This is a genomic window from Streptomyces sp. NPDC002698, assembly GCF_042888945.1.
Taxonomy (GTDB): Bacteria; Actinomycetota; Actinomycetes; order Streptomycetales; family Streptomycetaceae; genus Streptomyces.
In genome coordinates this window covers 293,124-318,811 of record NZ_JBIAQM010000004.1, presented here as the reverse complement: position 1 = coordinate 318,811, position 25,688 = coordinate 293,124, and the positions used below count along the sequence as shown (strand labels likewise).

Annotated in this window: 28 protein-coding genes; 13 read left to right on the top strand and 15 right to left on the bottom strand. The window is 72.0% G+C overall.

Annotated features, from left to right (window positions below; all coding sequences use genetic code 11):
* Positions 1 to 64: 64 nt before the first annotated feature.
* The 3 genes from ACFYW9_RS08530 to ACFYW9_RS08520 form a co-directional block, all read right to left on the bottom strand.
* Complete coding sequence (locus ACFYW9_RS08530; protein ID WP_389146465.1) at positions 65 to 850, bottom strand: electron transfer flavoprotein subunit beta/FixA family protein; 786 nt, start codon at positions 848 to 850, stop codon at positions 65 to 67.
* 231 nt (positions 851 to 1,081) lie between these two features.
* Positions 1,082 to 1,591 (bottom strand): flavin reductase family protein, encoded by a 510-nt coding sequence (locus ACFYW9_RS08525; protein ID WP_389146462.1) that lies wholly within the window; start codon positions 1,589 to 1,591, stop codon positions 1,082 to 1,084.
* Positions 1,592 to 1,833: 242 nt separating this feature from the next.
* A complete protein-coding gene (locus ACFYW9_RS08520) occupies positions 1,834 to 2,247 on the bottom strand; it encodes a thioredoxin family protein (protein WP_351862709.1) in 414 nt (137 codons plus the stop codon).
* A gap of 74 nt (positions 2,248 to 2,321) precedes the next feature.
* Here ACFYW9_RS08520 and ACFYW9_RS08515 point away from each other — a divergent pair, with 74 nt between their 5' ends.
* Together ACFYW9_RS08515 and ACFYW9_RS08510 are read left to right on the top strand one after the other, a co-directional pair.
* Positions 2,322 to 2,738 carry a DUF4395 domain-containing protein gene (locus tag ACFYW9_RS08515; RefSeq protein ID WP_351862708.1) on the top strand — a complete coding sequence of 139 codons (417 nt, stop codon included), beginning with the start codon at positions 2,322 to 2,324 and terminating at the stop codon, positions 2,736 to 2,738.
* 185 nt (positions 2,739 to 2,923) lie between these two features.
* A complete protein-coding gene (locus ACFYW9_RS08510) occupies positions 2,924 to 3,652 on the top strand; it encodes a lysophospholipid acyltransferase family protein (RefSeq protein WP_389146458.1) in 729 nt (242 codons plus the stop codon).
* 37 nt (positions 3,653 to 3,689) lie between these two features.
* Here ACFYW9_RS08510 and ACFYW9_RS08505 read toward each other — a convergent pair whose 3' ends face one another.
* The 4 genes from ACFYW9_RS08505 to ACFYW9_RS08490 all read right to left on the bottom strand — a co-directional run bounded on the left by ACFYW9_RS08505 (position 3,690) and on the right by ACFYW9_RS08490 (position 7,616).
* Positions 3,690 to 4,262 (bottom strand): transglutaminase domain-containing protein, encoded by a 573-nt coding sequence (locus ACFYW9_RS08505; protein ID WP_389146455.1) that lies wholly within the window; start codon positions 4,260 to 4,262, stop codon positions 3,690 to 3,692.
* A gap of 89 nt (positions 4,263 to 4,351) precedes the next feature.
* Positions 4,352 to 5,425: a threonine aldolase family protein gene (locus ACFYW9_RS08500; protein ID WP_389146452.1), complete on the bottom strand. Its 1,074-nt coding sequence runs from the start codon at positions 5,423 to 5,425 to the stop codon at positions 4,352 to 4,354.
* Entirely contained in the window at positions 5,422 to 6,177 is a 756-nt protein-coding gene (locus ACFYW9_RS08495) for an SDR family NAD(P)-dependent oxidoreductase (protein WP_351862704.1), read from the bottom strand. Before ACFYW9_RS08495 ends, ACFYW9_RS08500 begins: the two co-directional genes overlap by 4 nt.
* Before the next feature lie 41 nt (positions 6,178 to 6,218).
* A complete protein-coding gene (locus tag ACFYW9_RS08490; RefSeq protein WP_351862703.1) occupies positions 6,219 to 7,616 on the bottom strand; it encodes a DUF6421 family protein in 1,398 nt (465 codons plus the stop codon).
* A 445-nt stretch (positions 7,617 to 8,061) separates the two neighbouring features.
* On the opposite strand from ACFYW9_RS08490, the gene ACFYW9_RS08485 reads away from it, so the two are divergent.
* Positions 8,062 to 8,745, top strand: a complete 684-nt coding sequence (locus tag ACFYW9_RS08485) for a glycerophosphodiester phosphodiesterase family protein (protein WP_351862702.1) — start codon at positions 8,062 to 8,064, stop codon at positions 8,743 to 8,745.
* A 122-nt stretch (positions 8,746 to 8,867) separates the two neighbouring features.
* Here the strand turns inward: ACFYW9_RS08485 and ACFYW9_RS08480 are convergent, their stop codons facing one another.
* Complete coding sequence (locus ACFYW9_RS08480; protein ID WP_389146447.1) at positions 8,868 to 9,410, bottom strand: GNAT family N-acetyltransferase; 543 nt, start codon at positions 9,408 to 9,410, stop codon at positions 8,868 to 8,870.
* A 91-nt stretch (positions 9,411 to 9,501) separates the two neighbouring features.
* Here ACFYW9_RS08480 and ACFYW9_RS08475 point away from each other — a divergent pair, with 91 nt between their 5' ends.
* Both ACFYW9_RS08475 and ACFYW9_RS08470 read left to right on the top strand, forming a co-directional pair.
* A complete protein-coding gene (locus ACFYW9_RS08475; RefSeq protein ID WP_389146444.1) occupies positions 9,502 to 9,888 on the top strand; it encodes a VOC family protein in 387 nt (128 codons plus the stop codon).
* Between the two features lie 83 nt (positions 9,889 to 9,971).
* Complete coding sequence (locus tag ACFYW9_RS08470; RefSeq protein ID WP_389146441.1) at positions 9,972 to 10,739, top strand: VOC family protein; 768 nt, start codon at positions 9,972 to 9,974, stop codon at positions 10,737 to 10,739.
* Between the two features lie 33 nt (positions 10,740 to 10,772).
* Here ACFYW9_RS08470 and ACFYW9_RS08465 read toward each other — a convergent pair whose 3' ends face one another.
* Positions 10,773 to 11,360, bottom strand: coding sequence for a MarR family winged helix-turn-helix transcriptional regulator (locus tag ACFYW9_RS08465; protein ID WP_389146438.1), 588 nt, complete (start codon positions 11,358 to 11,360; stop codon positions 10,773 to 10,775).
* Positions 11,357 to 13,000, bottom strand: a complete 1,644-nt coding sequence (locus ACFYW9_RS08460; protein WP_389146435.1) for an FUSC family protein — start codon at positions 12,998 to 13,000, stop codon at positions 11,357 to 11,359. Before ACFYW9_RS08460 ends, ACFYW9_RS08465 begins: the two co-directional genes overlap by 4 nt.
* Positions 13,001 to 13,242: 242 nt before the next feature.
* Here ACFYW9_RS08460 and ACFYW9_RS08455 point away from each other — a divergent pair, with 242 nt between their 5' ends.
* The 5 genes from ACFYW9_RS08455 to ACFYW9_RS08435 all read left to right on the top strand — a co-directional run bounded on the left by ACFYW9_RS08455 (position 13,243) and on the right by ACFYW9_RS08435 (position 16,998).
* Positions 13,243 to 13,791: a DUF5134 domain-containing protein gene (locus tag ACFYW9_RS08455; protein WP_389146432.1), complete on the top strand. Its 549-nt coding sequence runs from the start codon at positions 13,243 to 13,245 to the stop codon at positions 13,789 to 13,791.
* A 172-nt stretch (positions 13,792 to 13,963) separates the two neighbouring features.
* A complete protein-coding gene (locus ACFYW9_RS08450) occupies positions 13,964 to 14,899 on the top strand; it encodes a M56 family metallopeptidase (RefSeq protein ID WP_351862695.1) in 936 nt (311 codons plus the stop codon).
* 121 nt (positions 14,900 to 15,020) lie between these two features.
* Entirely contained in the window at positions 15,021 to 15,725 is a 705-nt protein-coding gene (locus tag ACFYW9_RS08445; RefSeq protein ID WP_389146428.1) for an HAD family hydrolase, read from the top strand.
* Positions 15,726 to 15,902: 177 nt separating this feature from the next.
* The gene (locus ACFYW9_RS08440) at positions 15,903 to 16,139 is read left to right on the top strand and encodes a hypothetical protein (protein WP_389146425.1); all 237 of its coding nucleotides are present in this window, start codon (positions 15,903 to 15,905) and stop codon (positions 16,137 to 16,139) included.
* 181 nt (positions 16,140 to 16,320) lie between these two features.
* Positions 16,321 to 16,998 (top strand): TetR/AcrR family transcriptional regulator, encoded by a 678-nt coding sequence (locus tag ACFYW9_RS08435; RefSeq protein ID WP_389146422.1) that lies wholly within the window; start codon positions 16,321 to 16,323, stop codon positions 16,996 to 16,998.
* Positions 16,999 to 17,086: 88 nt separating this feature from the next.
* Here the strand turns inward: ACFYW9_RS08435 and ACFYW9_RS08430 are convergent, their stop codons facing one another.
* The gene (locus ACFYW9_RS08430; RefSeq protein ID WP_389146747.1) at positions 17,087 to 17,557 is read right to left on the bottom strand and encodes a DUF6214 family protein; all 471 of its coding nucleotides are present in this window, start codon (positions 17,555 to 17,557) and stop codon (positions 17,087 to 17,089) included.
* A 214-nt stretch (positions 17,558 to 17,771) separates the two neighbouring features.
* Here ACFYW9_RS08430 and ACFYW9_RS08425 point away from each other — a divergent pair, with 214 nt between their 5' ends.
* Positions 17,772 to 19,121 carry an FAD-dependent oxidoreductase gene (locus ACFYW9_RS08425; protein ID WP_389146419.1) on the top strand — a complete coding sequence of 450 codons (1,350 nt, stop codon included), beginning with the start codon at positions 17,772 to 17,774 and terminating at the stop codon, positions 19,119 to 19,121.
* A gap of 334 nt (positions 19,122 to 19,455) precedes the next feature.
* Here the strand turns inward: ACFYW9_RS08425 and helR are convergent, their stop codons facing one another.
* Positions 19,456 to 21,603 carry an RNA polymerase recycling motor ATPase HelR gene (gene helR / locus ACFYW9_RS08420; protein ID WP_389146416.1) on the bottom strand — a complete coding sequence of 716 codons (2,148 nt, stop codon included), beginning with the start codon at positions 21,601 to 21,603 and terminating at the stop codon, positions 19,456 to 19,458.
* 215 nt (positions 21,604 to 21,818) lie between these two features.
* Positions 21,819 to 22,175 carry a helix-turn-helix domain-containing protein gene (locus ACFYW9_RS08415; protein ID WP_351862689.1) on the bottom strand — a complete coding sequence of 119 codons (357 nt, stop codon included), beginning with the start codon at positions 22,173 to 22,175 and terminating at the stop codon, positions 21,819 to 21,821.
* Between the two features lie 172 nt (positions 22,176 to 22,347).
* On the opposite strand from ACFYW9_RS08415, the gene ACFYW9_RS08410 reads away from it, so the two are divergent.
* Positions 22,348 to 23,427 (top strand): NADH:flavin oxidoreductase/NADH oxidase, encoded by a 1,080-nt coding sequence (locus ACFYW9_RS08410; protein ID WP_351862688.1) that lies wholly within the window; start codon positions 22,348 to 22,350, stop codon positions 23,425 to 23,427.
* 133 nt (positions 23,428 to 23,560) lie between these two features.
* On the opposite strand, the gene ACFYW9_RS08405 is transcribed toward ACFYW9_RS08410, so the two are convergent.
* Positions 23,561 to 24,223, bottom strand: a complete 663-nt coding sequence (locus ACFYW9_RS08405) for a sigma-70 family RNA polymerase sigma factor (protein WP_389146412.1) — start codon at positions 24,221 to 24,223, stop codon at positions 23,561 to 23,563.
* A gap of 132 nt (positions 24,224 to 24,355) precedes the next feature.
* Positions 24,356 to 25,126 carry a hypothetical protein gene (locus ACFYW9_RS08400; protein WP_389146409.1) on the bottom strand — a complete coding sequence of 257 codons (771 nt, stop codon included), beginning with the start codon at positions 25,124 to 25,126 and terminating at the stop codon, positions 24,356 to 24,358.
* Between the two features lie 206 nt (positions 25,127 to 25,332).
* Here ACFYW9_RS08400 and ACFYW9_RS08395 point away from each other — a divergent pair, with 206 nt between their 5' ends.
* Entirely contained in the window at positions 25,333 to 25,683 is a 351-nt protein-coding gene (locus tag ACFYW9_RS08395; RefSeq protein ID WP_389146406.1) for a hypothetical protein, read from the top strand.
* The last annotated feature ends 5 nt before the right edge of the window (positions 25,684 to 25,688 follow it).

Below are 25,688 nucleotides of genomic sequence, written 5' to 3'. Positions count from 1 at the left end.
GCGGTAAGCGGGGTGGCCGTGATCACTGCGCCGGGCCGGGGACAGAGCCCCGGACCCTCGGCGACTAGATGAACTTCTGGCCCGCGAGGAACTCAGCGAGCTGCTTGCCGCCCTCGCCCTCGTCCTTGACGATCGTTCCGGCGGTGCGCGCCGGACGCTCGGTGGCCGACTCGACCTTGGTCCAGGCACCCTCGAGACCGACCTCGTCCGCCTCGATCTCCAGGTCTTCCAGGTCCCAGGACTGAACCGGCTTCTTCTTGGCGGCCATGATGCCCTTGAAGGACGGGTAACGCGCCTCGCCCGACTGGTCGGTCACCGACACGACCGCGGGCAGGGAGGCCTCCAGCTGCTCGGAGGCGGTGTCGCCGTCACGGCGGCCCTTGACCACGCCGTCCTCGACCGAGACCTCGGAGAGCAGCGTGACCTGCGGGACACCCAGGCGCTCGGCCAGCAGCGCCGGGACGATGCCCGCGGTGCCGTCCGTGGACGCCATGCCCGAGATGACCAGGTCGAAGCCGGCCTTCTCGATCGCCTTGGCCAGCACCAGCGAGGTGCCCACGGCGTCGGTGCCGTGCAGGTCGTCGTCCTCGACGTGGATGGCCTTGTCGGCACCCATGGACAGCGCCTTGCGCAGCGCGTCCTTCGCGTCCTCGGGGCCGACGGTCAGCACGGTGATCTCCGCGTCGTCCGCGTCATCGGCGATCTGCAGCGCCTGCTCGACGGCGTACTCGTCGAGCTCGGACAGCAGGCCGTCCACGTCGTCACGGTCGACGGTCAGGTCATCGGCGAAGTGCCGGTCGCCGGTGGCGTCGGGCACGTACTTCACAGTGACAACGATCCTCAAGCTCACGCCGGCTCTCCTACTGCATCGTCATTTCTGGGCTGCCTTCTTTCAGGCAGCATAGGCGCCTGAAGCGGCCGATCCCGGTCGGGGCGGCCCGCGCTCCGAACGAAATATTACTCACCAGTACACCCACTGGGCGCACACTAAGCAAGCGCTTTGGACTGTGACCTTCGCAACGCTGTGTAACCGGCGAGTAGAACCGGCGAGTAGCAAATCCACTGCCCCCGGCCTGCGGGTTCAGTCGCGCAGGCCGTTGAACCGGCCCTGGTGGTACAGGAGAGGGCCGCCCGCGCCCGAGTGATCGCCCAGCACTACCTCCGCCAGGACGATGCGGTGGTCGCCCGCCGGTACCCGGGCCACGACACGGCACACCAGCCAGGCGAGGACGTCGTCGAGCACGGGAACTTCCTCGGGCCCCTTACGCCAACGGGTGGGCGCACCGAACCGGTCGGCGCCACTGCGGGCGAAGGTGGCGGCCAGCTCCCGCTGGTGTTCGCCGAGCACATGCACGCCGACATGGTCGGCCTCGGATATCGCGGGCCAGCTGGAGGCGCCGGTGCCGATGCCGAACGAGACGACCGGGGGCTCGGCCGAGACCGAGGTGAGCGAGGTGGCGGTGAAACCGACGGGACCGCGGGCGCCCGGGGCGGTGATCACGGCCACACCGGCCGCGTGCCGCCGGAACACGGAGCGCAGCAGATCCGGTGAGGCGGGCCGTGGGGTGCCGAGGCCGGGTGTGGCCGTCATGGAGCTGTCCTTCTGCGAGAGCCGACGTGAGGTTCCGGCCGCGCGGGCGGAACCGGGGGCGGGAGACGGTCCTTGACCGGTCAACAGCCCGGACCGCGCGCGCCCGCGGCGCGGGACGGGTCCATGCGGGCGAACTCGGGAAGAAGGTTGTGCGGTGACATACGGTCAGGCTGACGAGAGGCGGCGGGCGCAGTCAAGGGCGTACCGGCATGTGGGAGATGGCTCACCATGATCGCCGCCGGTCAGACGGCCTCGCCGAGCGCCGCGACGACGTCCGCCTTGCGCGGCTGTCCCGTCGCCCGCCGCACGATCCGCCCGCCGGCGTCGAGCACGAGCACGGTGGGTGTCTTGAGGATGCCGAGATCGCGTACGAGGTCCAGGTGGCCCTCGGCGTCGATCTCCACGTGCGACACGCCGGGGACCATGCCGGCCACCTCGCCCAGCACCCGCCGGGTGGCCCGGCAGGGGGCACAGAAGGCGCTGGAGAACTGCACGAGCGTGGCCCGTTCCCCGAGTGCCTGACCCAGCTCCGCCGCGCCGAGCCGCTTTCCGCCGTCGCGCCCGCTCACCCGCACCCTCCCGCTCCGCCACCGGTGCAGCACTCCGTAGACGCTCGCCGCCGCGAGCACGACCAGGCACACCACGAGTCCGCTCATCACATGCACAAGCATTCACGAGACCGCAAAGATTCCCGGGCCCGGGGGCGCCCTGCGTGCGGAATGCTTGATTCATGGACATCGATGCGAGAGGGCCGCGTTTCGGCGCGGCGGTGACAACCGTCGTACTGGCGGTCACGCTGATCACGGGGAGCGTCTGGCTGCTGGCCTGGCAGACGCTGGCGTTCGCCCTGGGCGCGGCGGGCGGCGTGACGCGCTCGCCGTACGGCTGGGTCTTCAGGAAGGCCGTGCGGCCGCGGCTCGGCCCGCCGACGGAGTTCGAGCCGCCGGAGCCCCCGCGGTTCGCGCAGGCGGTGGGCCTCGCCTTCGCGGTGGTGGGCCTGATCGGCTGGACCGCGGGGCCCGCCTGGCTGGGTTCGGCGGCAACCGCGTGCGCCCTCGGCGCGGCGTTTCTCAATGCCGCGTTCGGGTACTGCCTCGGGTGTGAGATGTACCTGGTCGTACGACGCGTGACGGTACGAGCAAAGTAAAGGTGAGTTAAAACCCCGAGGTGGATCAAGGGGCGACGTGACGAGGATCTCGCCGTTCCACGGCACCAGGGCTGGCCACCCGTCCGTTCTTCGGGCACGATCTGCGCATTGCCGTAAACCTACGGCAGCGTAACTTTCCCGCCGGGAGACCCCTTCCCAGGCAGAGAGAAGGGTCCACCCCGTCCATGGCAGAGCTTGTCTACCGTCCCGTCGTCGGCCTCGCCCAAACGCTCTTCAAGGCGTGGGACCTCAAGATCGACTGCAAGGGATCGGAGAACATTCCGCGCTCGGGCGGCGCCGTGCTGGTCAGCAACCACATCAGCTATCTGGACTTCATCTTCGACGGCCTGGCCGCCCTGCCGCAGAAGCGCCTGGTGCGTTTCATGGCGAAGGAGTCGGTCTTCCGGCACAAGATCTCCGGTCCGCTGATGCGGGGCATGAAGCACATTCCCGTGGACCGCGCCCAGGGCGAGACGGCGTACCAGCACGCGCTGGATTCGCTGCGTTCCGGTGAGATCGTCGGCGTCTTCCCCGAGGCGACCATCTCGCAGTCGTTCACGCTGAAGAGCTTCAAGTCCGGTGCCGCGCGCATGGCCCAGGAGGCCGGCGTCCCCCTCATCCCCGTGGCCCTGTGGGGCACGCAGCGACTGTGGACCAAGGGTCACCCGCGCAACTTCAAGCGCAGCCACACCCCGATCACCATCCGGGTCGGCGAGCCGGTGGAGGCCCCGAAGGACCAGTACGCGGGCGCCATCACCCGGCGGCTGCGCGAGCGGGTCCAGGAGCTGCTCGAATCGGCCCAGCGCGCCTATCCCGTACGCCCCAAGGGGCCGGACGACACCTGGTGGATGCCCGCCCACCTCGGCGGCACCGCGCCGACCCCGGAAGAGGTGCGCGCGGCCGAGGCCCGCTGACCCCTTCCCTTCACCGCGAGGGACGCTTCCCCCCGCCTCACAGCGCGAGGGGAAGCGTCCGGAGCAGTGCCTCCCTGTCCGGGGCGGCCTTCATGGCGCCGATGACGGCGGGGTGCGGTTCGGCGTACAACCCCGGGTAGTCCTGCTCGCCGAGGTCCGGGTCGGGCGTGAAGGCGAGCCGTTCGCCGTCGAGCGAGAACCGGGCGTCCACTCCGGGCTTGTTGCCCCGGGGGTCCTGCCGGTGCCAGGCGCCGTCGAGACGTACGGCGACGAGACCGTGCAGCACCTCGAACCTCTGGTAGCAGAACGCGGTGGGGATGTCCTCGGCCCGCAGGAGCGCGGCCAGCGCGTGCGCCTTGGCATGGCAGATGCCGGTGCGCTGCTCCAGGACGTCGGAGGCGCGCCAGGTGACCCTCGGGTCACCGGAATCGATCGAGTGCGGGATGGTGTCCCGCACGAACTCGAACGCCGACCGCGCATAGGCATACGAGTCGACGGATTCCTTGGCGAGCCGTGCGGCCGCCTCACGGACGAGTGGATGATGATGGTCGACCACCTCGTCGGCGGCCAGATAAGCGGACAGGTCGCTTGTCTCCTGGATCAGCTCCATGCCCGTAGAGCATAGGAATGCGACCACCCGAGAGTCAATGACTTTTCGGATGGCCGCATATCTATGCACTCTGTTCGGTGCCGGCCCCGCTACTGCTGGGCCATCTCCTCCTTGAGCGCCGCCACGAAACCGTCGACGTCGTCCTCGGTCGTGTCGAAGGCGCACATCCAGCGGACGTCGCCCGCGCTCTCGTCCCAGAAGTAGAAGCGGTAGCGCTTCTGGAGCCGCAGGCTGACGTCGCGCGGGAGCCGGGCGAAGACCGCGTTGGCCTGGACCGGGTAGAGGATCTCCACTCCGTGCACGGCGCGGACGCCCTCGGCGAGGCGCTGGGCCATCTCGTTGGCGTGCCGGGCGTTGCGCAGCCACAGGTCCTTGGCCAGCAGCGCCTCCAGCTGCACCGACACGAAGCGCATCTTCGAGGCGAGCTGCATGGACAGCTTGCGCAGGTGCTTCATGTGGCTGACGGCGTCCTGGTTGAGGACGACGACCGCCTCGCCGAACAGCGCGCCGTTCTTGGTGCCGCCCAGCGACAGGATGTCGACGCCGACCGCGTTGGTGAACGTCCGCATCGGGACGTCCAGGGAGGCGGCGGCGTTGGATATCCGGGACCCGTCCAGGTGCACCTTCATGCCGTGCGCGTGGGCGTGGTCGCAGATCGCGCGGATCTCGCCGGGCGTGTAGAGCGTGCCCAGTTCGGTGTTCTGGGTGATCGAGACGACCTGCGGCATCGCACGGTGCTCGTCGTCCCAGCCGAACGCCTGCCGGTCGATCAGTTCGGGCGTGAGCTTGCCGTCGGGCGTGGGCACCGTGAGCAGCTTGAGGCCGCCCATGCGCTCGGGGGCGCCGCCCTCGTCGACGTTGATGTGCGCGCTCTCGGCGCAGATCACCGCGCCCCAGCGGTCGGTGACCGCCTGGAGCGCGACGACGTTCGCGCCGGTGCCGTTGAAGACCGGGAAGGCCTCCGCTCCGGCACCGAAGTGACTGCGGATGATCCCCTGGAGGTTCTCCGTGTACGCGTCCTCGCCGTACGCGACCTGGTGCCCGCCGTTGGCCAGGGCCAGGGCGGCGAGCACCTCGGGGTGGGTCCCCGCGTAGTTGTCACTGGCGAAACCGCGGACGGCCGGGTCGTGATGACGGCGGGCGTCGGTCTTCGGAGGGTTCACGGCTTCTCGGTCAGCCACAGGCGCTTTCCGTTCACTTCGGCGGCGGGCTTGTCCCAGACGCCGACGATGGCCTCGGCCAGTTCCGTGACGTCCGTGAAGCCCGCGAACTTCGCGTTCGGCCGCTCGGCGCGCATCGCGTCGTGCACCAACGCCTTCACCACCAGGATGGCAGCGGCGGACGTCGCGCCCTGCGCGCCCTCGGCGATGCCGGCCTTGCGGAAGTAGTCCCCCATGGCCAGGGTCCACGCCTCGGCGGCGGCCTTGGCCGCGGAGTAGGCGGCGTTGCCCGCGGTGGGGTTGCTCGCGCCGGCGGCGCTGATCAGCACGTACCGGCCGCGGTCGCTGGCCTGCAGCGCCTCGTGGAAGGCGAGCGTGGTGTGCTGCACCGTGCGGATCAGCAGGAGTTCGAGCAGGTCCCAGTCGTCGAGAACCGTCTTGGTGAAGGTCTCGCTGCCGCGCCAGCCGCCGACGAGGTGGACGAGCCCGTCCACCCGGCCGAAGTCCTTCTGGATGCGCGCGGCCCAGTCGCGGGTCGACTGGAGGTCCAGCAGGTCGACGGTGTCACCGACGACGGTGGAGCCGCCGTGCGCGTAACGGGCCGCGTCCACGGCCTCCGCCAGCCGCTCCGGGTCGTTGTCCGCGCCGATCACGGTCGCGCCCGCCTCGGCGAGCCTGAGCAGCGCCGCACGGCCGGCGGGTCCACCCGCACCCGCCACCGCGATCACCGCACCGCTGAGAGCCCCGTTCCCCATGGTCTTCGCCTCCTGAGCAATGTTCTCGCTACCGCGGTCGGTCACGCGGCGACCCGCTCGGAGCCGGCCGCGGTGATGCCCTTGGTGGAGGCGATCACGTTCTTCAGCTTCTTGGAGAGCGCCTCATAGAACATGCTCAGGGGAAACTCGTCCGGAAGCACGTCGTCCACGAGCTTGCGCGGCGGCTGCGACAGGTCGAGCGCGTCCGGACCCTTGGCCCAGCGGGAGCCCGGGTGCGGGGCGAGGTAGGTGGAGACCAGCTCGTAGGCCTTGAACCAGTGGACGAGCTTGGGGCGGTCGATGCCGGCCCGGTAGAGGTCCTCGATCTCGGAGCACAGCTGGTTGGTGACCTGCGGGGCGCGCTGCCAGTCGATGTGCAGCTTGTTGTCGGTCCAGCGGACGACGTCGTGCTTGTGCAGGTAGGCGAAGAGGAGCTGGCCGCCGAGACCGTCGTAGTTGCGGACGCGGTCGCCGGTGAGCGGGAAGCGGAACATCCGGTCGAAGAGCACCGCGTACTGCACGTCGCGGCCGTGCTCGTTGCCCTCGGACTCCAGCTTCACGGCCTCCTTGAAGGCGGTGAGGTCACAGCGCAGCTCCTCCAGGCCGTACATCCAGAACGGCTGGCGCTGCTTGATCATGAAGGGGTCGAACGGCAGGTCGCCGTGGCTGTGGGTGCGGTCGTGGACCATGTCCCAGAGCACGAAGGCCTTCTCGCAGCGCTCCTGGTCGTGGACCATGGCGGCGATGTCCTCGGGCAGTTCGAGGCCCAGGGTGTCCACGGCGGCGTCGGTGACGGCACGGAAGCGGGCGGCCTCGCGGTCGCAGAAGATGCCGCCCCAGGTGAAGCGCTCGGGCGCCTCGCGCACGGCGATCGTCTCGGGGAAGAGGACGGCGGAGTTGGTGTCGTACCCCGCGGTGAAGTCCTCGAAGGTGATGCCGCAGAACAGCGGGTTGTCGTAGCGGGTGGCCTCCAGCTCGGCGAGCCACTCGGGCCACACCATGCGCAGCACGACCGCTTCGAAGTTGCGGTCCAGGTTGCCGTTCTGGGTGTACATCGGGAAGACGACCAGGTGCTGGAGGCCGTCCTCACGCTTCGCGGCGGGCTGGAAGGCCAGCAGCGAGTCGAGGAAGTCGGGCACCTGGAAGCCGCTGTCGGCCCAGCGGCGCAGGTCCTTCACGAGCGCCTCGTGGTAGGCGACGTCGTGGGGCACCAGCGGGGAGAGCTCGTCTATCGCCTCCGTCGCACGGCGCACGACGGTTTCGACGTCGGCGGCGGCGGGGGCGCCGTCCGCCTCGAAGTCGATGGAGCCGTCCTTGGACTGCCAGGGCCGGATCTGCTCCACGGCAGCCTTGAGCACGGGCCACGCCGGGTGCTCCACCACCCTGGCCACGGGAGGAACCCGCTCCTCCGAACCCACCTGCACAAGAACTTCCGTCATGTCCCATCCTCCACAGGAAAACCTCGCGTATGGACACCGTATGTATCCGAGGTTCCGTTACGCAAGTGGGAACCCGGGAGATTATCCTGCGCACCCCCCGCCTTCACCGCACTTTTTCCTGCCTGACACTCTCGATGCGAGACATGCACCACAGCGTCCCGTCGGCCGGCGGCTGTCGCCGCCCGGTCCTCCGCCTGCCCTCACCCCGGCGGCGCACGCGTGGCCCTCGTCACGAAGGGGACCGCGGGGTCGCTTCGCGCGTCCGCACCCCCGGTACGGCGCCCGGGGGCGGCACTCACCGCGCCGTGTGAATCCGACACTCCCATTGGACGGCGTAGGAACGGGTACACAGCACAGCCAGGCCATTAGGCTGCGGCCTGGCGCGTGGCCGCCCCGCCGGAACCACGCGCGCGCCGAGCCGCCGTCGACGGAAGCGAGTCGAATCTTGAACTTCCTCACCATCGGTCATCGCGGAGTGATGGGTGTCGAGCCCGAGAACACCCTCCGCTCCTTCACCGCCGCCCAGAACGCGGGCCTCGACCTCATCGAACTCGATCTCCATCTGAGCAAGGACGGCGCCCTCGTCGTCATGCACGACGCCGACGTGGACCGTACGACCGACGGCTCGGGGCCCATCGCCGACAAGACGCTCGCGGAGCTGCGCGCGCTGGACGCGGGACACGGCGAGCGCGTCCCCGTCTTCGAGGAGGTCCTGGAAGCGGTCAGGACGCCGTTGCAGGCCGAGATCAAGGACGTGGCGGCGGCCAGGGCTCTGGCCGAGGTGATGCACCGCAAGGACCTGGTCGGACGGGTCGAGGTGTCGTCCTTCCACGACGAGGCGATCGCCGAGACCGCCCGGCTGGTGCCGGGGGTCCGTACCGCGCTGATCGCCAGCCGCTACGGCACCGACGTGGTGGACCGCGCCGTCGAGGCCGGCGCCGCGACCGTCTGCCTCAACATCCGCAGGCTGAGCCTGGAGGTCGTCGAACACGCCCGCAAGGCCGACCTGAAGATCATCGGCTGGGTGGTGAACACCCAGGACCACCTCCGGCTGGTACGCGCTCTGGAGCTGGACGGCGCCACGACCGACTACCCCGAGATCAAGCGCACGGGCCGCTTCACGGCGTAGCCCGACGAAGCGCGCTGCGCCGTCCGCGGCGACACGCACGGGCCGTTCGGCGAGGACGCGCCGAACGGCCCGGCCGACGGCGGGTGCCTTCCCACCGAGGCCCGGGCCGGTCCGGACAGGTCCTAGACGAGCGGCTTGACCAGCAGTTCGAAGCGCAGGTCGTCGCGCTGGGGGACACCGAAGCGCTCGTCGCCGTACGGGAAGGGCGTCATCCGGCCCGTACGGCGGTAACCGCGCCGCTCGTACCAGGCGATGAGGTCCTCGCGTACGGAGATCACGGTCATGTGCATCTCCGTGGCGCCCCACACCTCGCGGACCGTCCGCTCCGCCTCGGCGATGATCACCTTGCCGAGCCCGCCGCCCTGGAACGCGGGGCTGACCGCGAACATGCCGAAGTAGGCGTGGTCACCGCGGTGCTCGAGCTGGCAGCAGGCGACGAGCGCGCCGTCCCGCTCCACGGCCAGGAGCCGGCTGTCGGGTGCCTCGACGATGGCGCGGACGGCGTCGGCGTCGGTCCGCTGGCCTTCGAGGATGTCCGCCTCCGTGGTCCAGCCGGCCCGGCTGGAGTCACCTCGGTACGCCGACTCGACCAGCGCGACCAGCGCGTCCACATCGCTGTCGACGGCGTCGCGGAAGGTCAGTCCGGTGGCGGCGGCGGTTTCCATGGCAGCGGTTCTCCGATCGGTGGCGCGGCGGGGCACGCCCGAGCGTAACGCTCCCCCGGGACCTGTCGGGCAGGCCCTAGGCTCCGTGCGCATGGTGCATGTACTGAGCAGCCGGACCCTTCTGCGTCCGACCGACCCGGAACGTTCGCGTGGCTTCTACGGTGAACAGCTCGGCCTCGCCGTCTACCGCGAGTTCGGCACGGGGCCCGAGCGCGGGACCGTGTACTTCCTCGGCGGCGGTTTCCTGGAAGTCGCCGGACGCTCCGAGGCGCCGCCCTCCCCGGCGCTCAAACTGTGGCTCCAGGTCGCGGACATGACGGCGGCCCACGAGGAGCTGACGGCCGCCGGAGTCGAGGTGGTGCGCGGGCCCGTACGGGAGCCGTGGGGGCTCATCGAGATGTGGATCGCGGACCCCGACGGGACCGAGATCGTGATCGTCGAGATCCCGGCCGACCATCCCCTGCGCTACCGGCCCTGAAGCCCCCGGGGCGGTGTGTCCGGATGGCCGGTGCTCCACCGCAGGCTTAGCGTGCTGAGGGGGCACGCTGCGGAAGGAACGTCATGAAGCTCGACAGGCCGGTGCCCGGCGGACCCTGCTGGACGGAGCTCGGTACCGACGACCTGGAGGGCGCCAAGCGCTTCTACGCCGATCTGTTCGGCTGGCGCCCGGAGACGGACCCGCGTCAGGAGGCGGGCGGGTACACCGTCGCGTACCTGGGGGACGCGGCCGTCGCGGCGATCACCCCGATCTACCAGGAGTCGCAGCCCGTCGCCTGGAACGTGTCGTTCGCCGCCACCGACGTGGACGCGACCGCGGCGGCCGTGCAGGCCGCCGGCGGAACCCTCGCCCTGACCCCGATGGACGTGCTGGACGTGGGCCGCTTCGCGGTCGCCTTCGACCCGGGCGGCGCCGTGTTCCAGATGCGGCAGGCGCGGGCCTTCCCCGGTGCGGGGCTGTTCAACGCGCCCGGCGCGCTCGGCTGGGTGGAACTCCTGACCCGGGCCCCGGACCGGGTGACCGAGTTCTACACGACGGTGTTCGGCTGGACCGTGAGGCCCTCGGAGCACTACCCGCAGTGGGGCGTCGACGGCGCCGACTTCGGCGGCATGGTCACGATGGACGAGAACTTCGCGCACGAGGTGCCCTCGCACTGGCTGCCCTACTTCGCCGTCGAGGACGTGGACGCCACGGCGAACGCGGTCCTCATGGCGGACGGCCACCTGCTGATGGAGCCCGTCTCCCAGCCGGGCGGCCACCGCCGCCTGGCCGTCGCCCGGGACAGACAGGGCGCGGCCTTCGGCATCTACTCGGAGGGCGCGAAGGGCTGACCCCGGCCGGGCCGACGATCCCCCCGGTCGGTGTCAGGCGCGCGGCAGTCTCAGCCGGCCCTCCAACTGCCCGAGCAACTCGCCCAGGAGAACCGCGAGTTCACGCTGGCGTTCCCGCTCGATGCCGGACAGGACCCCGGTCTCGTAGGCGAGTTGGTCGGGAAGGACGGAGTCGACCAGGTCCCGTCCGGCATCGGTCAGCCGGACGTGTGCGACACGGCGGTCACGGGTGTCGCCGCGCCGCTCGACGAGGCCGCGTTCGGTCAGCTGCTTGAGCCGCTTGGTGACGGCGGCACCCGAGGAGAAGGTCTCGCGGGCGATGTCGCTGGGGGTCAGCTCGTGCCCGGTGCGGCGCAGCGTCCCGAGCACGTCGAACTCGGGGCGGGTGAGCCCGGCCCGGCGCAGCGGCGCGTCCTCGGCCTGCTGGAGCAGCGCGGCACAGCGGTTGACCCGCCCGATCACCTCCATGGGCCCGGTGTCGAGATCGGGCCGCACGTTCCCCCATTGGCGGACGACGGCCGCCACCGTGTCGGCCACCACCTTGTCGCCGGGCGCCGGCGTCGGATCACCGTCCGGCGTCGGGTCGCCGTCCGCCGCTCTCCGCCCGTCCGCTGTCGTCATGCCTGTGCGCCCTCCCGGCAGTGCAGTCCCTGGCGTCGTACCGTCGCGGCGAGCGTACGGTGTCCGGCCTGTTCGGCCCGCATCACCCGCTCCTCCGGCAGGGCGCGCCTCCGCCATTCGCCCGACGCGGTGTCCGCGGCGGAGCGCAGGTGCACGACGGCGGCGGACAGACCGCGGCGGGCCGACTCCAGGGCGCCGGGTTCGGGCCGCTTCTCGGCGAGCAGTCCGGCGGCGTGTTCCTGGGCCCGCCCCACCGCGGCGAGCGCCTCCTCGATCCGGTCGACGGCCCGCCGGTCGGTCACGGCGACGGCCGCGAGGAAGCCGACGAGCGCTCCCACGAGGGTGTCCAGGACCCGGTCGGTCATCAGCTCCCCGGGTTGCTGGGCGTGCGCGAACTCGGTGATCAGCAGGGCCATGGGGGTCACGCAGACGCTGCCGAGCCAGTAGTTGCGGCCGATCAGCGCCTCGGCACCGAAGTTCAGGGCGAGGCAGCACAGGACGAGGGCCGCCCGGCCGGCGTGGGCGAGCGGGAGGAGGACGGCGAAGGCCGCGACGCCGACGAGGTTGCCGGTCACACGCTGGACGCCGCGGCTCCAGGTCAGGGTGACGTTGGCCTGGTAGAGGGAGGCGGCGGTGACCAGGGCCCAGTAGGGGCGGCCGACGCCGAGCGCGAGCGAGGCGTATCCGGCGAGGGCGCAGCCGAGCGCGGTGCGCAGGGCGACGGGGGCGAGCGGGCCGAGCCGGGCGAACAGGGGCGGTTCCCCGAAAGCGAGGGCGGCCTCGACGCCGAGGAGTTCGTCCGCGGCGTCGCCGAGTCCGTCGGGGCGCGGGACGGGTCCGGTGCCGGACAGTTCGCGGGCCCAGCCGCGCAGCCGTTCGGGGTCCGTGTCGGCGGGTGCGGCGAGCGCGACCTCGGCCCGTACGACGAGCCGTTCGAGAGCGCGCCGGGGCGCGGAACGGGCTCCCGTGGACAGCAGCGACTGCCAGGCGGTGTGCACGGCGGCGGCCGCGGCCGCGCGGGCACGGGCGTCGTCCGGGGTCCCGACGGACACGGCGGCGGCCTTCAGCGCGTGCGCGGTGGCACGCCGTTCCGGGCCGTGCGGGCGTACGAGCCCGGGGGCCATGCCGACGATCCAGGCCCAGACTCCCGCCGCCGCGCCCAGCGCGAGGTGGCCGGGCACCTGGCCGAGGCTCTGCGGCGCGAACAGGGACGCCGAGGAGATGAAGGCGAGGACGACATGCCCCGGCGGGCCGATGCGCGTGGCGTCGCACAGGGCCTTCTGAGCGGCGGCCAGCAGCGCGCCGACGGTGACCAGCACGACGGCGTTCGTGGTGAGCGAGGCCGTGACGAGCGCGACGCCGAGTCCGCCGAGCATTCCGGCGACCACCCGGGCGAGGGCTCCTGCCCGTGCGGCGTACGGGCGGCTGTGGGCGTAGAGCGCGCAGAGGGACCCCGCCATGGTGTACATCGCCAGGTCCAGCCGGCCGAGCGCCAGCAGCGTCAGATTCGGCGGGGCGACCGCGACGACGACGCTCAGGGCGGGCTTGAACCAGATGTCGGAGGGCCTGCCGAGGCGCAGCACGCCGGCCAGCGGAAGCCGCCGGGCGCGCGGGGGACGGAGGGGGGTCGCACTGCTCATGACGATAACCTTAACAGGTGTTTTATCTGTAAAATAGTTTCTCGAAGCGGCTCCCACCTGCGGTGCACTCCCGCACGCTCCCCCGTGTACAACCCTGCGCTCGTATGCGCACCGGCTGCCCGGGGCATGCCCTGACCGACTGTCCGATGTCCGGCACCGCTGCCCGGCACCCTCCGCCTCGGCATCGCGTGTCCCGCGTCGCGCGTCGCGCGTCCGACATCGTCTTGCGGGGAGGTACGCGGGTGCACGGACCGGCTTCACCCGGCTGGCTGCTCGTCGCGCTGTGCGCGGCGACGGGGGCCTACTGCCTGCTGCGCATGCGCAGCCCCGTCGAGGAACAGCGCCGCACCGCGGGCGGCGAGGCGCTCATGGGGTTCGGCATGGCCGCGATGGCCGTACCGGCGGCCGCGGTGACGCCGCCCCGCTGGGCCTGGCTCGCCTGCGCGGCCGTCTTCGGCGTCGCCGCGCTGCGCGCGCTGTGGACGGCCCGCGGCGGCGGACACCATCTGCACCATCTGATGGGCACCCTCGCGATGGTCTACATGGCCGCGGTGATGACCACCGCCCCGGCCCACCACGTCCACGGCGGCACCGGCGCCCCCGTCCTCACCGGAGTGCTCCTGCTGTACTTCACCGGCTACGTACTCCGCTCGGGCGTCCGTCTCCTGCCGGCGGCCGCCACGTCGGGCCCGACGGCACGCGTCGCCGGCTGGGGCGACCGCCCCGAACTCTCCCAGGCCTGCCGCCTGTCGATGGGGATCGCGATGCTGGCGATGCTGGTCACGCTCTGACGCCGGTCACGCTCCGGCTTCCGGAGGCCCGGGGCCGCGCCCCTGACGCGCGGCCACGCTCCGAGGCCGGGGGTGCCCGGGAGGGAGCCCGGGCGCGGTACGAACCCGTGGCGTACGTCACTTGGGGTCGCTGACCGTATCCAGCGGCGGGCCCCGCTCATAGGCTTCGGCCATGATGGTCCCCGCGGCACTGTTGCTGCTCGGCGCCCTTGCCTCCGTGGTCGCTCCGCGACTGCTCGCACGGGCCGACTGGCCGGACCGGGAACCCGTGGTCGCCCTGTGGGTGTGGCAGTGCGTGGTGGCGGCCGTCCTGCTGTGCTGCGCCCTGTCGATGACGCTGAGCGCGTCCGCCGCCTGGGTGGCCGTGCGCGGCCATGTCTTCGGCGGCGCACCGGCGTCGGTCGTCGACGCCTACGCCCCGGGCGCCGGAGGTCCCTGGGCCGCCGTCACGGCCGTGGCACTCGCGTGCGGCGGCGCCTGGACCGCGGCGATGCTGGCGCGCGAGATCGTACGGGCGCGGCTGCGCCGTCGGCAGAGCCGGTCCGAACTCCAGGTGCGGGCACCGCTGTTGCCCGGCGAGGAGTCCGGCGCGGATCGTCTGGTGGTACTGGAGGGAGAGCGCCCCGACGCCTGGTGGCTGCCCGGCACGGCTCCCCAACTGGTGATCACCACCGCCGCGTTGCGCCGCCTCAAGGGACGTCAGCTCGATGCCGTACTGGCCCATGAGCAGGGACACGCGCGGGCCCGGCACGACTGGCTGCTGCACTGTTCGGCCGCGCTGGCCAACGGGTTCCCGCAGGTTCCCGTGTTCGCCGCGTTCCGCGACGAGATGCACCGGCTGGTCGAACTCGCCGCCGACGACGTGGCGTCACGTCGCTTCGGCCGGCTCACGATCGCTCTCGCCCTGGTCGAACTCAACGAGGACCGGGGCGTGTTCGGACCCGGACAGGCCCCGGGCGCCCATGTCCCCCAGCGCGTGGACCGCCTCCTCACCCCCCGGGACCGCCTCACGGCAGCCCGTCGGCTGCGGCTGACGGCGGCAGCCGCGCTGGTGCCGGTGGTCCCGGTCCTCGTGGCGTTCGTACCGGGCCTGCGAGCACTGGGTTAGGCCGGCCCCGTCAGTCCCGCCAAGGCGTTGGCCCGGTCGGCGGCACCTCGGACTCCCGTGCGGGGTTCGCCGGACCGGGGCTCCTTGACCACCGCGGGATACCCCGCGAAAGATCTCCCGCATGACCTTCGACGGTGTGCTCTTCGACTTCTCCGGGACCCTCTTCCGCGTCGAGAACACGGAATCATGGCTGCGCGCGGTGCTCGCGGAGACCGGTCACCCGCTCCCGGAGCCGGAGTTGGCCGAGAAGGCGCGCGCCCTGGAGGCGACGGGCGCGCTCGCGGGCGGAGCCCGTCCGGCGCGGCCGGTGCCGGATCACCTCGTCGACCTGTGGAAGAACCGCGACCGCGGTGCCGAGCAGCACAGAGCGGCGTTCACCGGTCTGTCCCGGCAGGTGTCGCTGCCCGATCCCGCTCTGCACGACGCGCTGTACGAGCGCCAGATGCGGCCCGCCGCCTGGAAGCCCTACCCCGATGCCGCCGAGGTGCTCGGCGCGCTCCGCGAGCGGGGTCTCGCCGTCGGGGTGGTCAGCAACATCGGCTGGGACCTGCGGCCCGTCTTCCGCGAACACGGCCTCGACCCGTTCGTCGGAACCTATGTCCTGTCGTACGAGCACGGCGTCCAGAAACCGGACCCGCGGCTCTTCGCGACCGCCTGCGCCGAACTCGGCATCGCCCCGGAGGACACCCTGATGGTCGGCGACGACCGCACGGCGGACGGCGGTGCGGCGGCCCTGGGCTGCGCCTTGTACTTCGTCGACCACCTGCCGGCGACGGACCGCCCGGACGGACTGCGGCCGGTGCTCGACCTGGTGGACACGGACTGACGTGCCGGCGCCACGGGCTCCGGACACCCGCCGGCCCGGACGGGCTTCGCCAGGCTGATGGCTTCTGGTCCCAGGCGGGCCGATGTGGTCAAGTTTTGGCCAACACGGGCCAAACGCCTCGCAATTCGGGATCCATGGCTAGGTTGGCGCCCCCGTCATACAGTCCCGAGGTCCGTAATGAAGACAGCGCTCTGGATCCTCCTCGCCGGCTTCCTCACCTGTGTCACCGCCGCCGGTCTCCTCAACACGGTTCGCAGCGACGACAGGGAGACCCTCGTCGGCAATGTGCTGCTGAGCCTGTCGGTCGGCTGGTACATGGTCACCAACTGGCGACGCGCCTACCGCTCCGCGCACCGGCGCCCGCGTCAGGGCGTCTTGAGCGAGACGCCCGAGACCGGGAACCACGGTCCATGAAGCCCGCGGACGGCCGCGGAGCGGACAGCACTCCACCGGCGCCCGCTGCCGCACGTCCGACCTGAGGCGATCCCCCGCGTCGCCCCAGGTCGGCGGCAGCCCGGAACCGACCCGCGAAGGGCCTGGATCCGAACGCGTTGAGTATAGTTGGCTGGCAGCCAGTCAACGCAGGAGTTACAGCATGTCCCCGCGAAGCGCCTCGGTCAATGAAGAGTTGCGGCGGCGTTCCCGGGAACGTCTGCTGCAAGCCGCGGTCGAGCTGGTGAGCGAGCGTGGTTACGACGCCACGACGCTCGGGGACATCGCGGATCGCGCGGGATCGGCGCGCGGACTCGTCTCGTACTACTTTCCCGGCAAACGCCAGCTCCTCCAGTCCGCGGTGCACCGGCTGATGCATCGCACCCTGGAGGAAGCCCTCGAACGCGAACCGCGCAGCGAGGACGGCCGGGAGCGGATGGCGCGGGTCATCGACGCGATCCTGGGCCTGACCCGGGATCAGCCGGTGCTGATGCGGCAGCACATGGCCGGGCTGCTCCAGGCCGAGGGTTTCGTCCAGTGCCCCGAACAGGTGCGGCTGTCCGAACTGCTCGGGGACACCGTGGCACGCTACGGGTCGCAGCAGGTCTCGGCCGACTACCCGATGCTGCGCGCCCTGCTCATGGGCGCGGTCTACGCGGCGCTGGTGCCGGGTGTGCCGATGAGGGTCCCGGTGCTGCGGGCCGAACTCTTCAAGCGCTACCGGCTGGACTGGGAGATGGGGGTGCCGCCGGACGCCGAGGCGTCGGACGGCCCCCGCGAGACGGATCTGTCCCGCTTCTTCGCGACCGATCCGGAACCCGGGGCCGATCCGTCCAGGTAGCCGGCCGCGGGGCGCCGAGCGCGGTGCGCCGCCGGGTCCGGACGCCGGGCTCGCGCGAGGGAAGCACGAGCGGGCGTCCGGTCCGGGGTCAGCGGCGGGCGTGCCGAGGTGTCAGGAACCCCGCGTCCCGCGCCCCGGCGATCAGCCTGAGGGACTTGCGGCGGCTGTGGCCGGTGGCGTCCATGACGGCGAGCACGGGGTCCGCGCCCTCCTTCTGGGCCGCCCGGTACTCCTCCGCCACCAGCAGACGGCCCTCGGCGCCGCGCGGCCAGGCGGGGCGGGCGCGCCGGGCCTGGCTCTCCCGGTCCTGGTCGCGGCCGAAGCCGAGGCGGCTGCCGCACGCCTCGGACAGCGGTTCCTCGATCCACTCGGCGACCACGGCGAGGTCGTCCAGCGAGAGGGGCGGCTCGGCTCGTACGTCCTCGATCGACAGGGCCTCCTCCGACAGCACGGCGAGCAGATCGACCCGGGCACCGTCGGTGAAGGCCAGCCGGACGTTGAACCAGGACGTGACGCCCGACGCGGACTCCCGCACTTCCCAGGCGGGCCACACGGACACGTCGCCGTCCGCGCGGCAGCGGTCGGACAGATTGAGGAACGATGCGTCTAGCACGAACGGAACGTAACCGCATCATCACATTCGCTACGAACGGACACGCGCGCGACCGGCACGCTCCGCACCCTGTCAGCGGAGCACCGGGTGGTGCGATCCTGGGAGCACCAGCGATGTCCTGTCAGCGATCTTCCTGATCCCTCGGGTAAGGAGTTCCGCAGTGCTGCGTGTCGCCGTCGTCGGTTCGGGGCCCAGTGGGGTCTACAGCGCACAGGGTCTTGTCCAGCGGAGCGGACCTCCCGACGTCCGCGTCGATGTCCTGGACCGGTTGCCCTGCCCGTACGGGCTGGTGCGCTACGGCGTGGCGCCCGACCACGAGAAGATCAAGTCGCTCCAGAACAATCTGCGGACCGTCCTGGAGGACGAGCGGGTGCGCTTCCTCGGCGGCGTCGAGGTGGGACCCGGCGGAGTGCCGGTGGCGCGGCTGCGGGAGCTGTACCACGCGGTCGTGTACTGCGTCGGCGCCTCCACCGACCGGCGTCTCGGCGTGCCCGGCGAGGATCTGCCCGGCAGCTGGTCGGCGACCGAGTTCGTCTCCTGGTACAGCGCGCACCCCGACTCCGCGGCCGGAGCGTTCGTGGCCGGCGCACGCTCGGCCGTCGTCATCGGTGTCGGGAACGTCGCCGTCGACGTGACCCGGATCCTCGCCCGCACCGCGCCCGAGCTGAGCCCCACCGACATACCGCAGGCGGCGCTCGGCGCACTGGCCGCCAGCGAGGTCACCGAGATCAGCATGGTCGGGCGGCGCGGACCGTCGCAGGCCCGCTTCACCACGAAGGAACTGCGCGAGCTCGGCGGCCTGCCGGAGGCGGACATCAGCGTGGACGAGGCGGAGCTGGCGCTCGATCCGGCCTACCTCGATCCGTCGGGGCTGCCCGCCGCGCAGCGCCGCAACGTGGAGGTCCTCCGGGGCTGGGCGGCGGCCGCGCCGCGGGGCCGGCCGCGTCTCATCCGCCCGCGGTTCTTCCTGCGGCCCGTCGAACTCCTCCCTGACGGCGGCCGGGTGGGCGCGGTGCGTTTCGAGCGGACGGTGCCGGACGGGGCGGGCGGGGTGACGGGGACCGGCCGGTTCGAGGAGATCGAGGCCCAGTTGGTGCTGCGTTCGGTGGGTTATCGCGGGGTGCCGCTGGACGGACTGCCGTTCGACGCCGACCGCGGCACGGTCCCGCAGCGGGCGGGACGGGTCCTGCGGGACGGCGCCGTCTCGCCGGGCGAGTACGTGGCGGGCTGGATCAAGCGGGGCCCGACCGGTGTCATCGGGACCAATCGCCCGTGCGCCAAGGAGACGGTGACCTCCCTGCTGGAGGACGCCCCCGGCCTCGTGAAGCGAGAGGCCGTCGATGATCCGCTCGCGGCGCTGCGGGCCGAGGGGACACGGCCGGTCGAATGGGCCGGATGGCAGGCGATCGAGCGAGCCGAGGCGGAACTGGGAGCACGGCTGGGCCGCGAGGTGGTCAAGCTCCCCGACTGGGACGCACTCTGGACGGCGGCCCGGGCGGACGGGTTCTGACGCGGCCCGGGCGGACGGGTTCTGACGCGGCCCGGGCGGACGCCTCCCGGCGGCTCGCCGTGCGGCCGACTCCCGACAGCAGCGTGTACGGCCGACTCCCGACGACGACCGCACGGACGGCGGCGCCTCACGACCGCGGACGCACGCGCCTTCACGAGGACGGGAACGGCCGGGTTCCGACCGCCGTCGCGGGGCGTGACGCGCCCCGGCGACGGGCGGGGACCGCGGGGCACGGCCTCAGCCGCACCCCGCGCCTTCACCGTCCGCGCCGGCCCGAGGCCCGTCGGCGGCGTGTCCGTCGGCGGCGTGTCCGTCGGCAACGTGTCCGTCGGCCTCAGGTACTCGTGAGGATGACGAGTCGCTGCGTCGCCCGGGTCATCGCGACATAGCGGTCGACCGTGCCTTCCACGCCCGTGCCGAACTTCTCCGGGTCGACGAGGACGACCAGATCGAATTCGAGCCCCTTCGACAACTCCGGTGTCAGCGAACGGATCCGGGAGGTCGCCCGGAACGTGGGATCGCCGATGACGCAGGCGGTCCCCTCCGCATGTCCGAGCAGCCAGGTGTCGAGCACCGACTCCAGGTCCGCGACGGAGCCGTGGACCACGGGGATGCCGGAACTGCGCACGGAGGTGGGCACGTTGGCGTCCGGCAGCGCGGTCCGGATGACGGACTCGGCCTCCGTCATGACCTCTTCCGGCGTCCGGTAGTTGATGGTCAGCGAGGCCACGTCGATCCGGTCGAGTCCGACCCGCCCGAGCCGTTCCTGCCAGGACTCGGCGAAACCGTGCCTGGCCTGGGCGCGGTCCCCGACGATGGTGAAACTCCGGGAAGGGCAGCGCAGGAGCAGCATCTGCCATTCCGCGTCGGTCAGTTCCTGGGCCTCGTCGACGACGATGTGCGCGAACGGCCCGGCGAGCAGGTCCGGTTCGGCGACGGGCAGTCCGCCCTCGTCGACCAGACTGTCCCGCAGGTCCTGTCCGCGCAGCATCGTGACCGCGCCCTCGCCGTCGTCGTCGGCGGCGAGCACGTTGTCGATGACGCCTGACATGCGCTCGCGTTCCGCGGCCATGGAAGCCTCGTGGCGGCGCCTTCGCAGGGACGTCTCCGGGTCGCCGAGCCGCTGCCGTGCCGCGTCCAGGACGGGCAGGTCGGACACCGTCCAGGCCTGGGCGTCGGGACGCTGGAGTCTGCGGACGTCGTCGGGGCCGAGCCACGGGGCGCACAACCGCAGGTAGGCGGGTACGGACCACAGGTCCGCGACCAGGTCGGCCGCGTCGAGCAGTGGCCACGCGCGGTCGAGGGTGCCGACGAGTTCCTGGTCGTGCAGCAGCGACCTGCGCAGCAGTTCGGGCGGAACGCCGTCGTCGTGCTTGTCCGTCAGGATCGCGAGCAGCGCCTCCCGGACCTGGTCGCGCGCCTCGTTGTGCGGAGTGCCCGGTTCCGCCGCCTCGAACGCCTCGGCCCAGTCGTCGGCGCTCAGCCGGACGTCGGCCCACGGGGTCGTGACCGTCATCCCCCGGGCAGGCGGCTCCTCGTAGAACCTGACGGCCGTCTCGATCGCCTTCACCATGTCCGCGGACGACTTCAGGAGGGCCACGTCCGGGTCGGACTCGACCGTCGCTCCGGGCCCCTCGGCGACGAGGTCGCGCAGGGTGCAGGTCTGTACGCCCTCTTCTCCGAGGCTGGGCAGCACGTCGGCGACGTAGGCCAGATAGGGCTGGTGCGGACCGACGAACAGCACGCCGCCGCGTCGGTGGCCGAGCCGGGGGTCGGAGTAGAGGAGGTAGGCGGAACGGTGCAGTGCGACGACCGTCTTGCCCGTGCCCGGACCGCCGTCGACGACGAGAGCGCCGCGCGATCCCGCGCGGATGACGGCGTCCTGGTCGGCCTGGATGGTGGCGAGCACGTCCCTCATCCGCGCCGACCGGCTGCCGCCGAGGCCGGCGATGAAGGCGGACTGGTCGTCGAGCGCGGCGTGCCGCTCCAGCCCGTCGGCGGTGAACACCTCGTCCCAGTAGTCACTGATCCGGCCGCCGGTCCAGCGGTACCTGCGTCGGCTCGTCAGGCCCATCGGCCGGGCGTGGGTCGCGGCGAAGAACGGCTCGGCGGCGGGAGAGCGCCAGTCGGTGAGCAGCCGGCGGCCCTCGCTGTCGGTGAGGCCGAGACGTCCGATGTACAGGGGTCCGGAGCCGTCCGCGGCGACGATGTGGCCGAGGCACAGGTCGAGCCCGAAGCGGCGCAGCGCGCGGAGCCGGCCGGTCAGCCGGTGGATCTCCAGGTCTCGTTCCATCGCCTCGCGGCCGAGGCCGCCGGGCGCCCTGCGCTCGGCGTCGAGGCGGTCGGACAGTTCGGCGATCGCGCGGTCGAGACTTTCCGCGACGGCCGCGAAGTGCCGCTCGTCCGCGGCGATCAGTGCCGGGTCCGCCTTGGCGGAGAGCCGGTCGGGAAGGCGGAACGCGCCGGTGGTCAGAGGGCTCATGTCAACTTTCCGCAGGTCCTGGCTTCGGCCAGTGATTCTGCGGGACGACGGGGGCCTTGCCGCAAGCCCCCCGGTGCGCTATAAGTTGAGAGTGGCAAGGGATGGATTTCCCCCTTGCCCTTTCTTGTTGCCCGGAACCCGGAAGCCCCGGAAGCGGCTCCGTGAGGTGCCGGAAGCGGCGCCGCGAGGGCATCGGAGGCGGGCTCCGCGAGGCGTCACGGCGCCGGGCGCGCGGCCTGTCGTGCGGCGGCTTCCAGGACACGGCCGAGGAGTCCGGGGAAGAGTGCGTCGAGGTCGTCCGTCCGCAGGCCGTTGAGCTTCGCCGTCCCGCGGTAGACCTGACGGACGACCCCGCTCTCACGGAGCACCCGGAAGTGGTGCGTCGTCGTGGACTTGGTGACCGGCAGGACGAAGTCCGAGCAGGAGAGTTCACGGCCTTCGGCGGCGAGCTCACGGACGATCCGGAGCCGCATGGGGTCGGACAGCGCGTGCAGCACCGACTCCAGCCGGATCTCCTCACGTGCGGGATGCGGCAGATCACGGCCGCTCGGGGCGGTGGCGGCGGTCGTCACGGCGGCTCCACTTCGTCCGGGGACCTCGGTCTTCGCCCCGTCACCTTCGGCATCGTCCGGCGACTTCACCCGACACCGCCATTGTACGAGAGGCGTCGTAGTTTGACACTCGCCGTACTACGAGGCTTATCGTACGAGGCATACACCGGTCCCGCCACGAATGGAGTCGGTCGTGAGCGCTCTCTTCGAGCCCTGCGTCCTGCGCGAAGTCACCATCCCCAACCGGGTGTGGATGCCCCCGATGTGCCAGTACTCGGCCGCGCCCGAGGGCCCCTCGGCGGGCGCCCCGCACGACTGGCACTTCGCCCACTACGCGGCCCGCGCCACCGGAGGGACGGGGCTGGTCATCGTCGAGGCGACCGCCGTCTCGCCCGAGGGCCGGATCTCCCCGTACGACCTGGGCATCTGGAACGACACCCAGGTCGAGGCCTTCCGTCGCATCACGCGCTTCCTCTCCGCGCAGGGAACGGTGCCGGCCGTGCAGCTCGGCCACGGCGGCCGCAAGGCCTCGACCGACCGCCCCTGGAAGGGCGGCGCCCCCGTCGGCCCGGACGCCTACGGCTGGCGGGCGCTCGCCCCCAGCGCGGTCGCGTTCGACGAGAGGCACCCGGTTCCCGACGAGCTGACGGTCGACGGGATCCGGGAGATCGTGGGCCAGTTCGCCGAGGCGGCACGCCGCGCCCTGGCGGCCGGCTTCGAGATCGTCGAGATCCACGGCGCCCACGGCTACCTCATCAACGAGTTCCTCTCCCCGCACTCCAACCACCGCACCGACGCGTACGGCGGCTCGTACGAGAACCGCACCCGGTTCGCCCTCGAAGTCGTCGACGCCGTACGGGAGATCTGGCCGCAGGACAAGCCGCTCTTCTTCCGCGTCTCCGCGACCGACTGGCTGGAGGACGCGGGCTGGAGCGCGGACGACACCGTCCGCTTCGCCGCCGAACTGCACGAGCACGGTGTGGACCTGCTCGACGTCTCCACGGGAGGGAACGCCTCCGGCGTGCGCATTCCCGTCGGACCCGGCTATCAAGTCCCGTTCGCCGCACGGGTGAAGAGGGAGACCCCGCTGGCCGTCGCCGCCGTCGGTCTCATCACCGGGGTGGAGCAGGCCGAGAAGATCGTCGCCAACGGGGAGGCCGACGCGGTGCTGCTGGGAAGGGAGTTGCTGCGCAACCCGTCCTTCGCCCGGCTCGCGGCACGCGAACTCGGGGCCGAGGTCCACGTGCCCGATCAGTACCACCGGTCCGTGTAGGCGCCGTCCGGCACAAAAACGGCGGGGCGGGGTCCGGTGCGGAGACGGTGGGGGCGGGGTACGGCCTTCGTCGAGGGTGGTCGCCGTGCCGCGCCACCGCCCGTACCGAAGGCCGGACCCCTCCCCCGCCCGGTCAGGCGGCGCTCGGCACGGCCCTGCCGGCCGCCCCCTCGGCCGTCACCTCCGCCTCCGCTTCGGCGAGCAGCGCGATCAGGGTCGCGCGGGCACGTGCCACGCGGGAGCGGACCGTTCCCACAGGACAGCCGCTGACCAGGGCGGCGTCCGCGTAGGGCAGACCCATCATCTGGGTGAGGACGAACGCCTCGCGCCGCTCGCCCGGAAGCGCGGCCAGGAGTTCGAGCAGGGCGACGCCGTCGTCGAAGCCCGGCAGGCCGGTCGGCTGCGCGTGCTCCACCGCGGTCTGCCAGTCCGCGGCGCCGGTCGACCGCGGCCGGACGGCGGCATACCGCAGGCTGTCGATCACCGCCCGGCGGGCGATGGACAGCAGCCAGGTCCGCGCCGACGAGCGCCCCTCGAACCGGTGCAGACTGCCCAGCGCCCGCAGGAACGTGTCCTGGGCGAGGTCTTCGGCGGCCTGTGGATCGGCGGACAGATGGGCGACATAGCGCACGACATCGCGGTGCAGCGCGCGGACGAAGCGCTCGACGGCGACCGGGTCACCGGCGCGGGCGGCCAGTGCCCAGGCGGTCGCCGACTCGTCGGCCGACACCGCTCGGCCGACTTCGTTCCGCCTCTCGTGTCCGGGGCGGGAAACAGGCAGGGCAGGAGTGATCACCAGGTGTCCTTCTCGGGTCATCCGTGATCCGGACGGGCGCGAGGCCCATGGGTCCGGTGGTGGGGTGCGGCCGTACAGGAGGTACGACCGGTGCCCGAAGCGCACAGGTGGCGCTTCGGGGAGCGGGCTGTCTCAGGCGACAGCGGTCCCCACCGGCGGACCCCGGGAAGTGATCGCGTGAACGAGAAGGAGAAGGCGCGGGACGCGGTCCGACGAGCGTCGGCGCACCCGGAGCGTCGGCCTGTACGGCGGCACCGGAAGGGCGAGCAACAGCCGCAGGGGCGCGGCCAGTCGGCCGGCCACCGCCCGCAGGACACGGAACGCGGCGCGCTCACCGTGCGCGAGCCAGAGGCCGCACAGCAGCGCCGCGAGCAGGTGGGCGGCGAACATGCCGAACGACGAGGGCGAGCCCGCGTCGGCTCCCCAGGGGAACAGATGCGTCATGGCCCCTGAACCCATGGTCCCGGCATCCGTGTTCAGGGAACCCATGGAGCCCATGCCCATGGACCCGATACCCATGACGTCCATCGAGCTCATGTCCATCGAGCCCATGGCGTCCATCGACATGCCGTCCATGGCGTCCATGGCGCCCCTGCCGGATCGAGCCGGTCCGGCACCCGAGCCCGTACCCGCGTCCGCGGCGAACGCGAGGGACTGGGCCATCGAGAACGCGCCGTGGAGGGCGCCCTGGGCGAGCACCACGACGGACACGACGAACGGAAGCCCGCGCTCACGGCCGGCCAGGCACCAGCCCGCTCCGGCCGTCCCCGTTCCCGCGCCCGCCAGCGCCCACCAGGCCACCGGGGAGCCGGACATCATCACGTGACCGAGGGCGGCGAGCACCACACAGACGGCCGCGAACATCACGGCCCGCAGCACGCGCGTACACCACCCGGCAGTCATGACGGCCTCATCCTCGCATCCGGGGCCCGGACGTCATGAACGGGTACGGAAATCCGCGGGCGCGGGACGGGTGGCGCACCCGTGATCCGGATCACGCGGTCCCGGCGCCCCTGCCCCGCATGGCGGCCGTCGTCCGGGGTAGTCGCCGCAGCACCGTGGAAGCACGGCCAGGACAGCGAGACCCTACGTACTGTAGGGTCCCGGCGGTGAGCGTCGTACGGCAGGGGGAGCCCGTGAAGGACCGCGACACCGGGCGCGCGGCACGCGGGCCGGCGTCCGTGCTGGCACTGCTCGTGCCGAGCCTCGGGATCGCCGCGCTGGGCGTCTACCACCTGTGCGGCTTCGACGTGCACGCCCTGCACGGCCGCCCGCACCTCGGCGACGGACTGACCATGGCCGGGGTGATCGCGGCCCTGGTCTCGGCGGGCGCGGCGCTCGGTGACCTCCTGTGGCGGGCGACCACGCGCGACCGCCCGCACCGCGACGACGGAAAGCCGCGTCCGGACGGACCGTTCGGAACTTCCGGCGGCGACCGGGGCGTCTCGCACCACCGCTGAGGAAA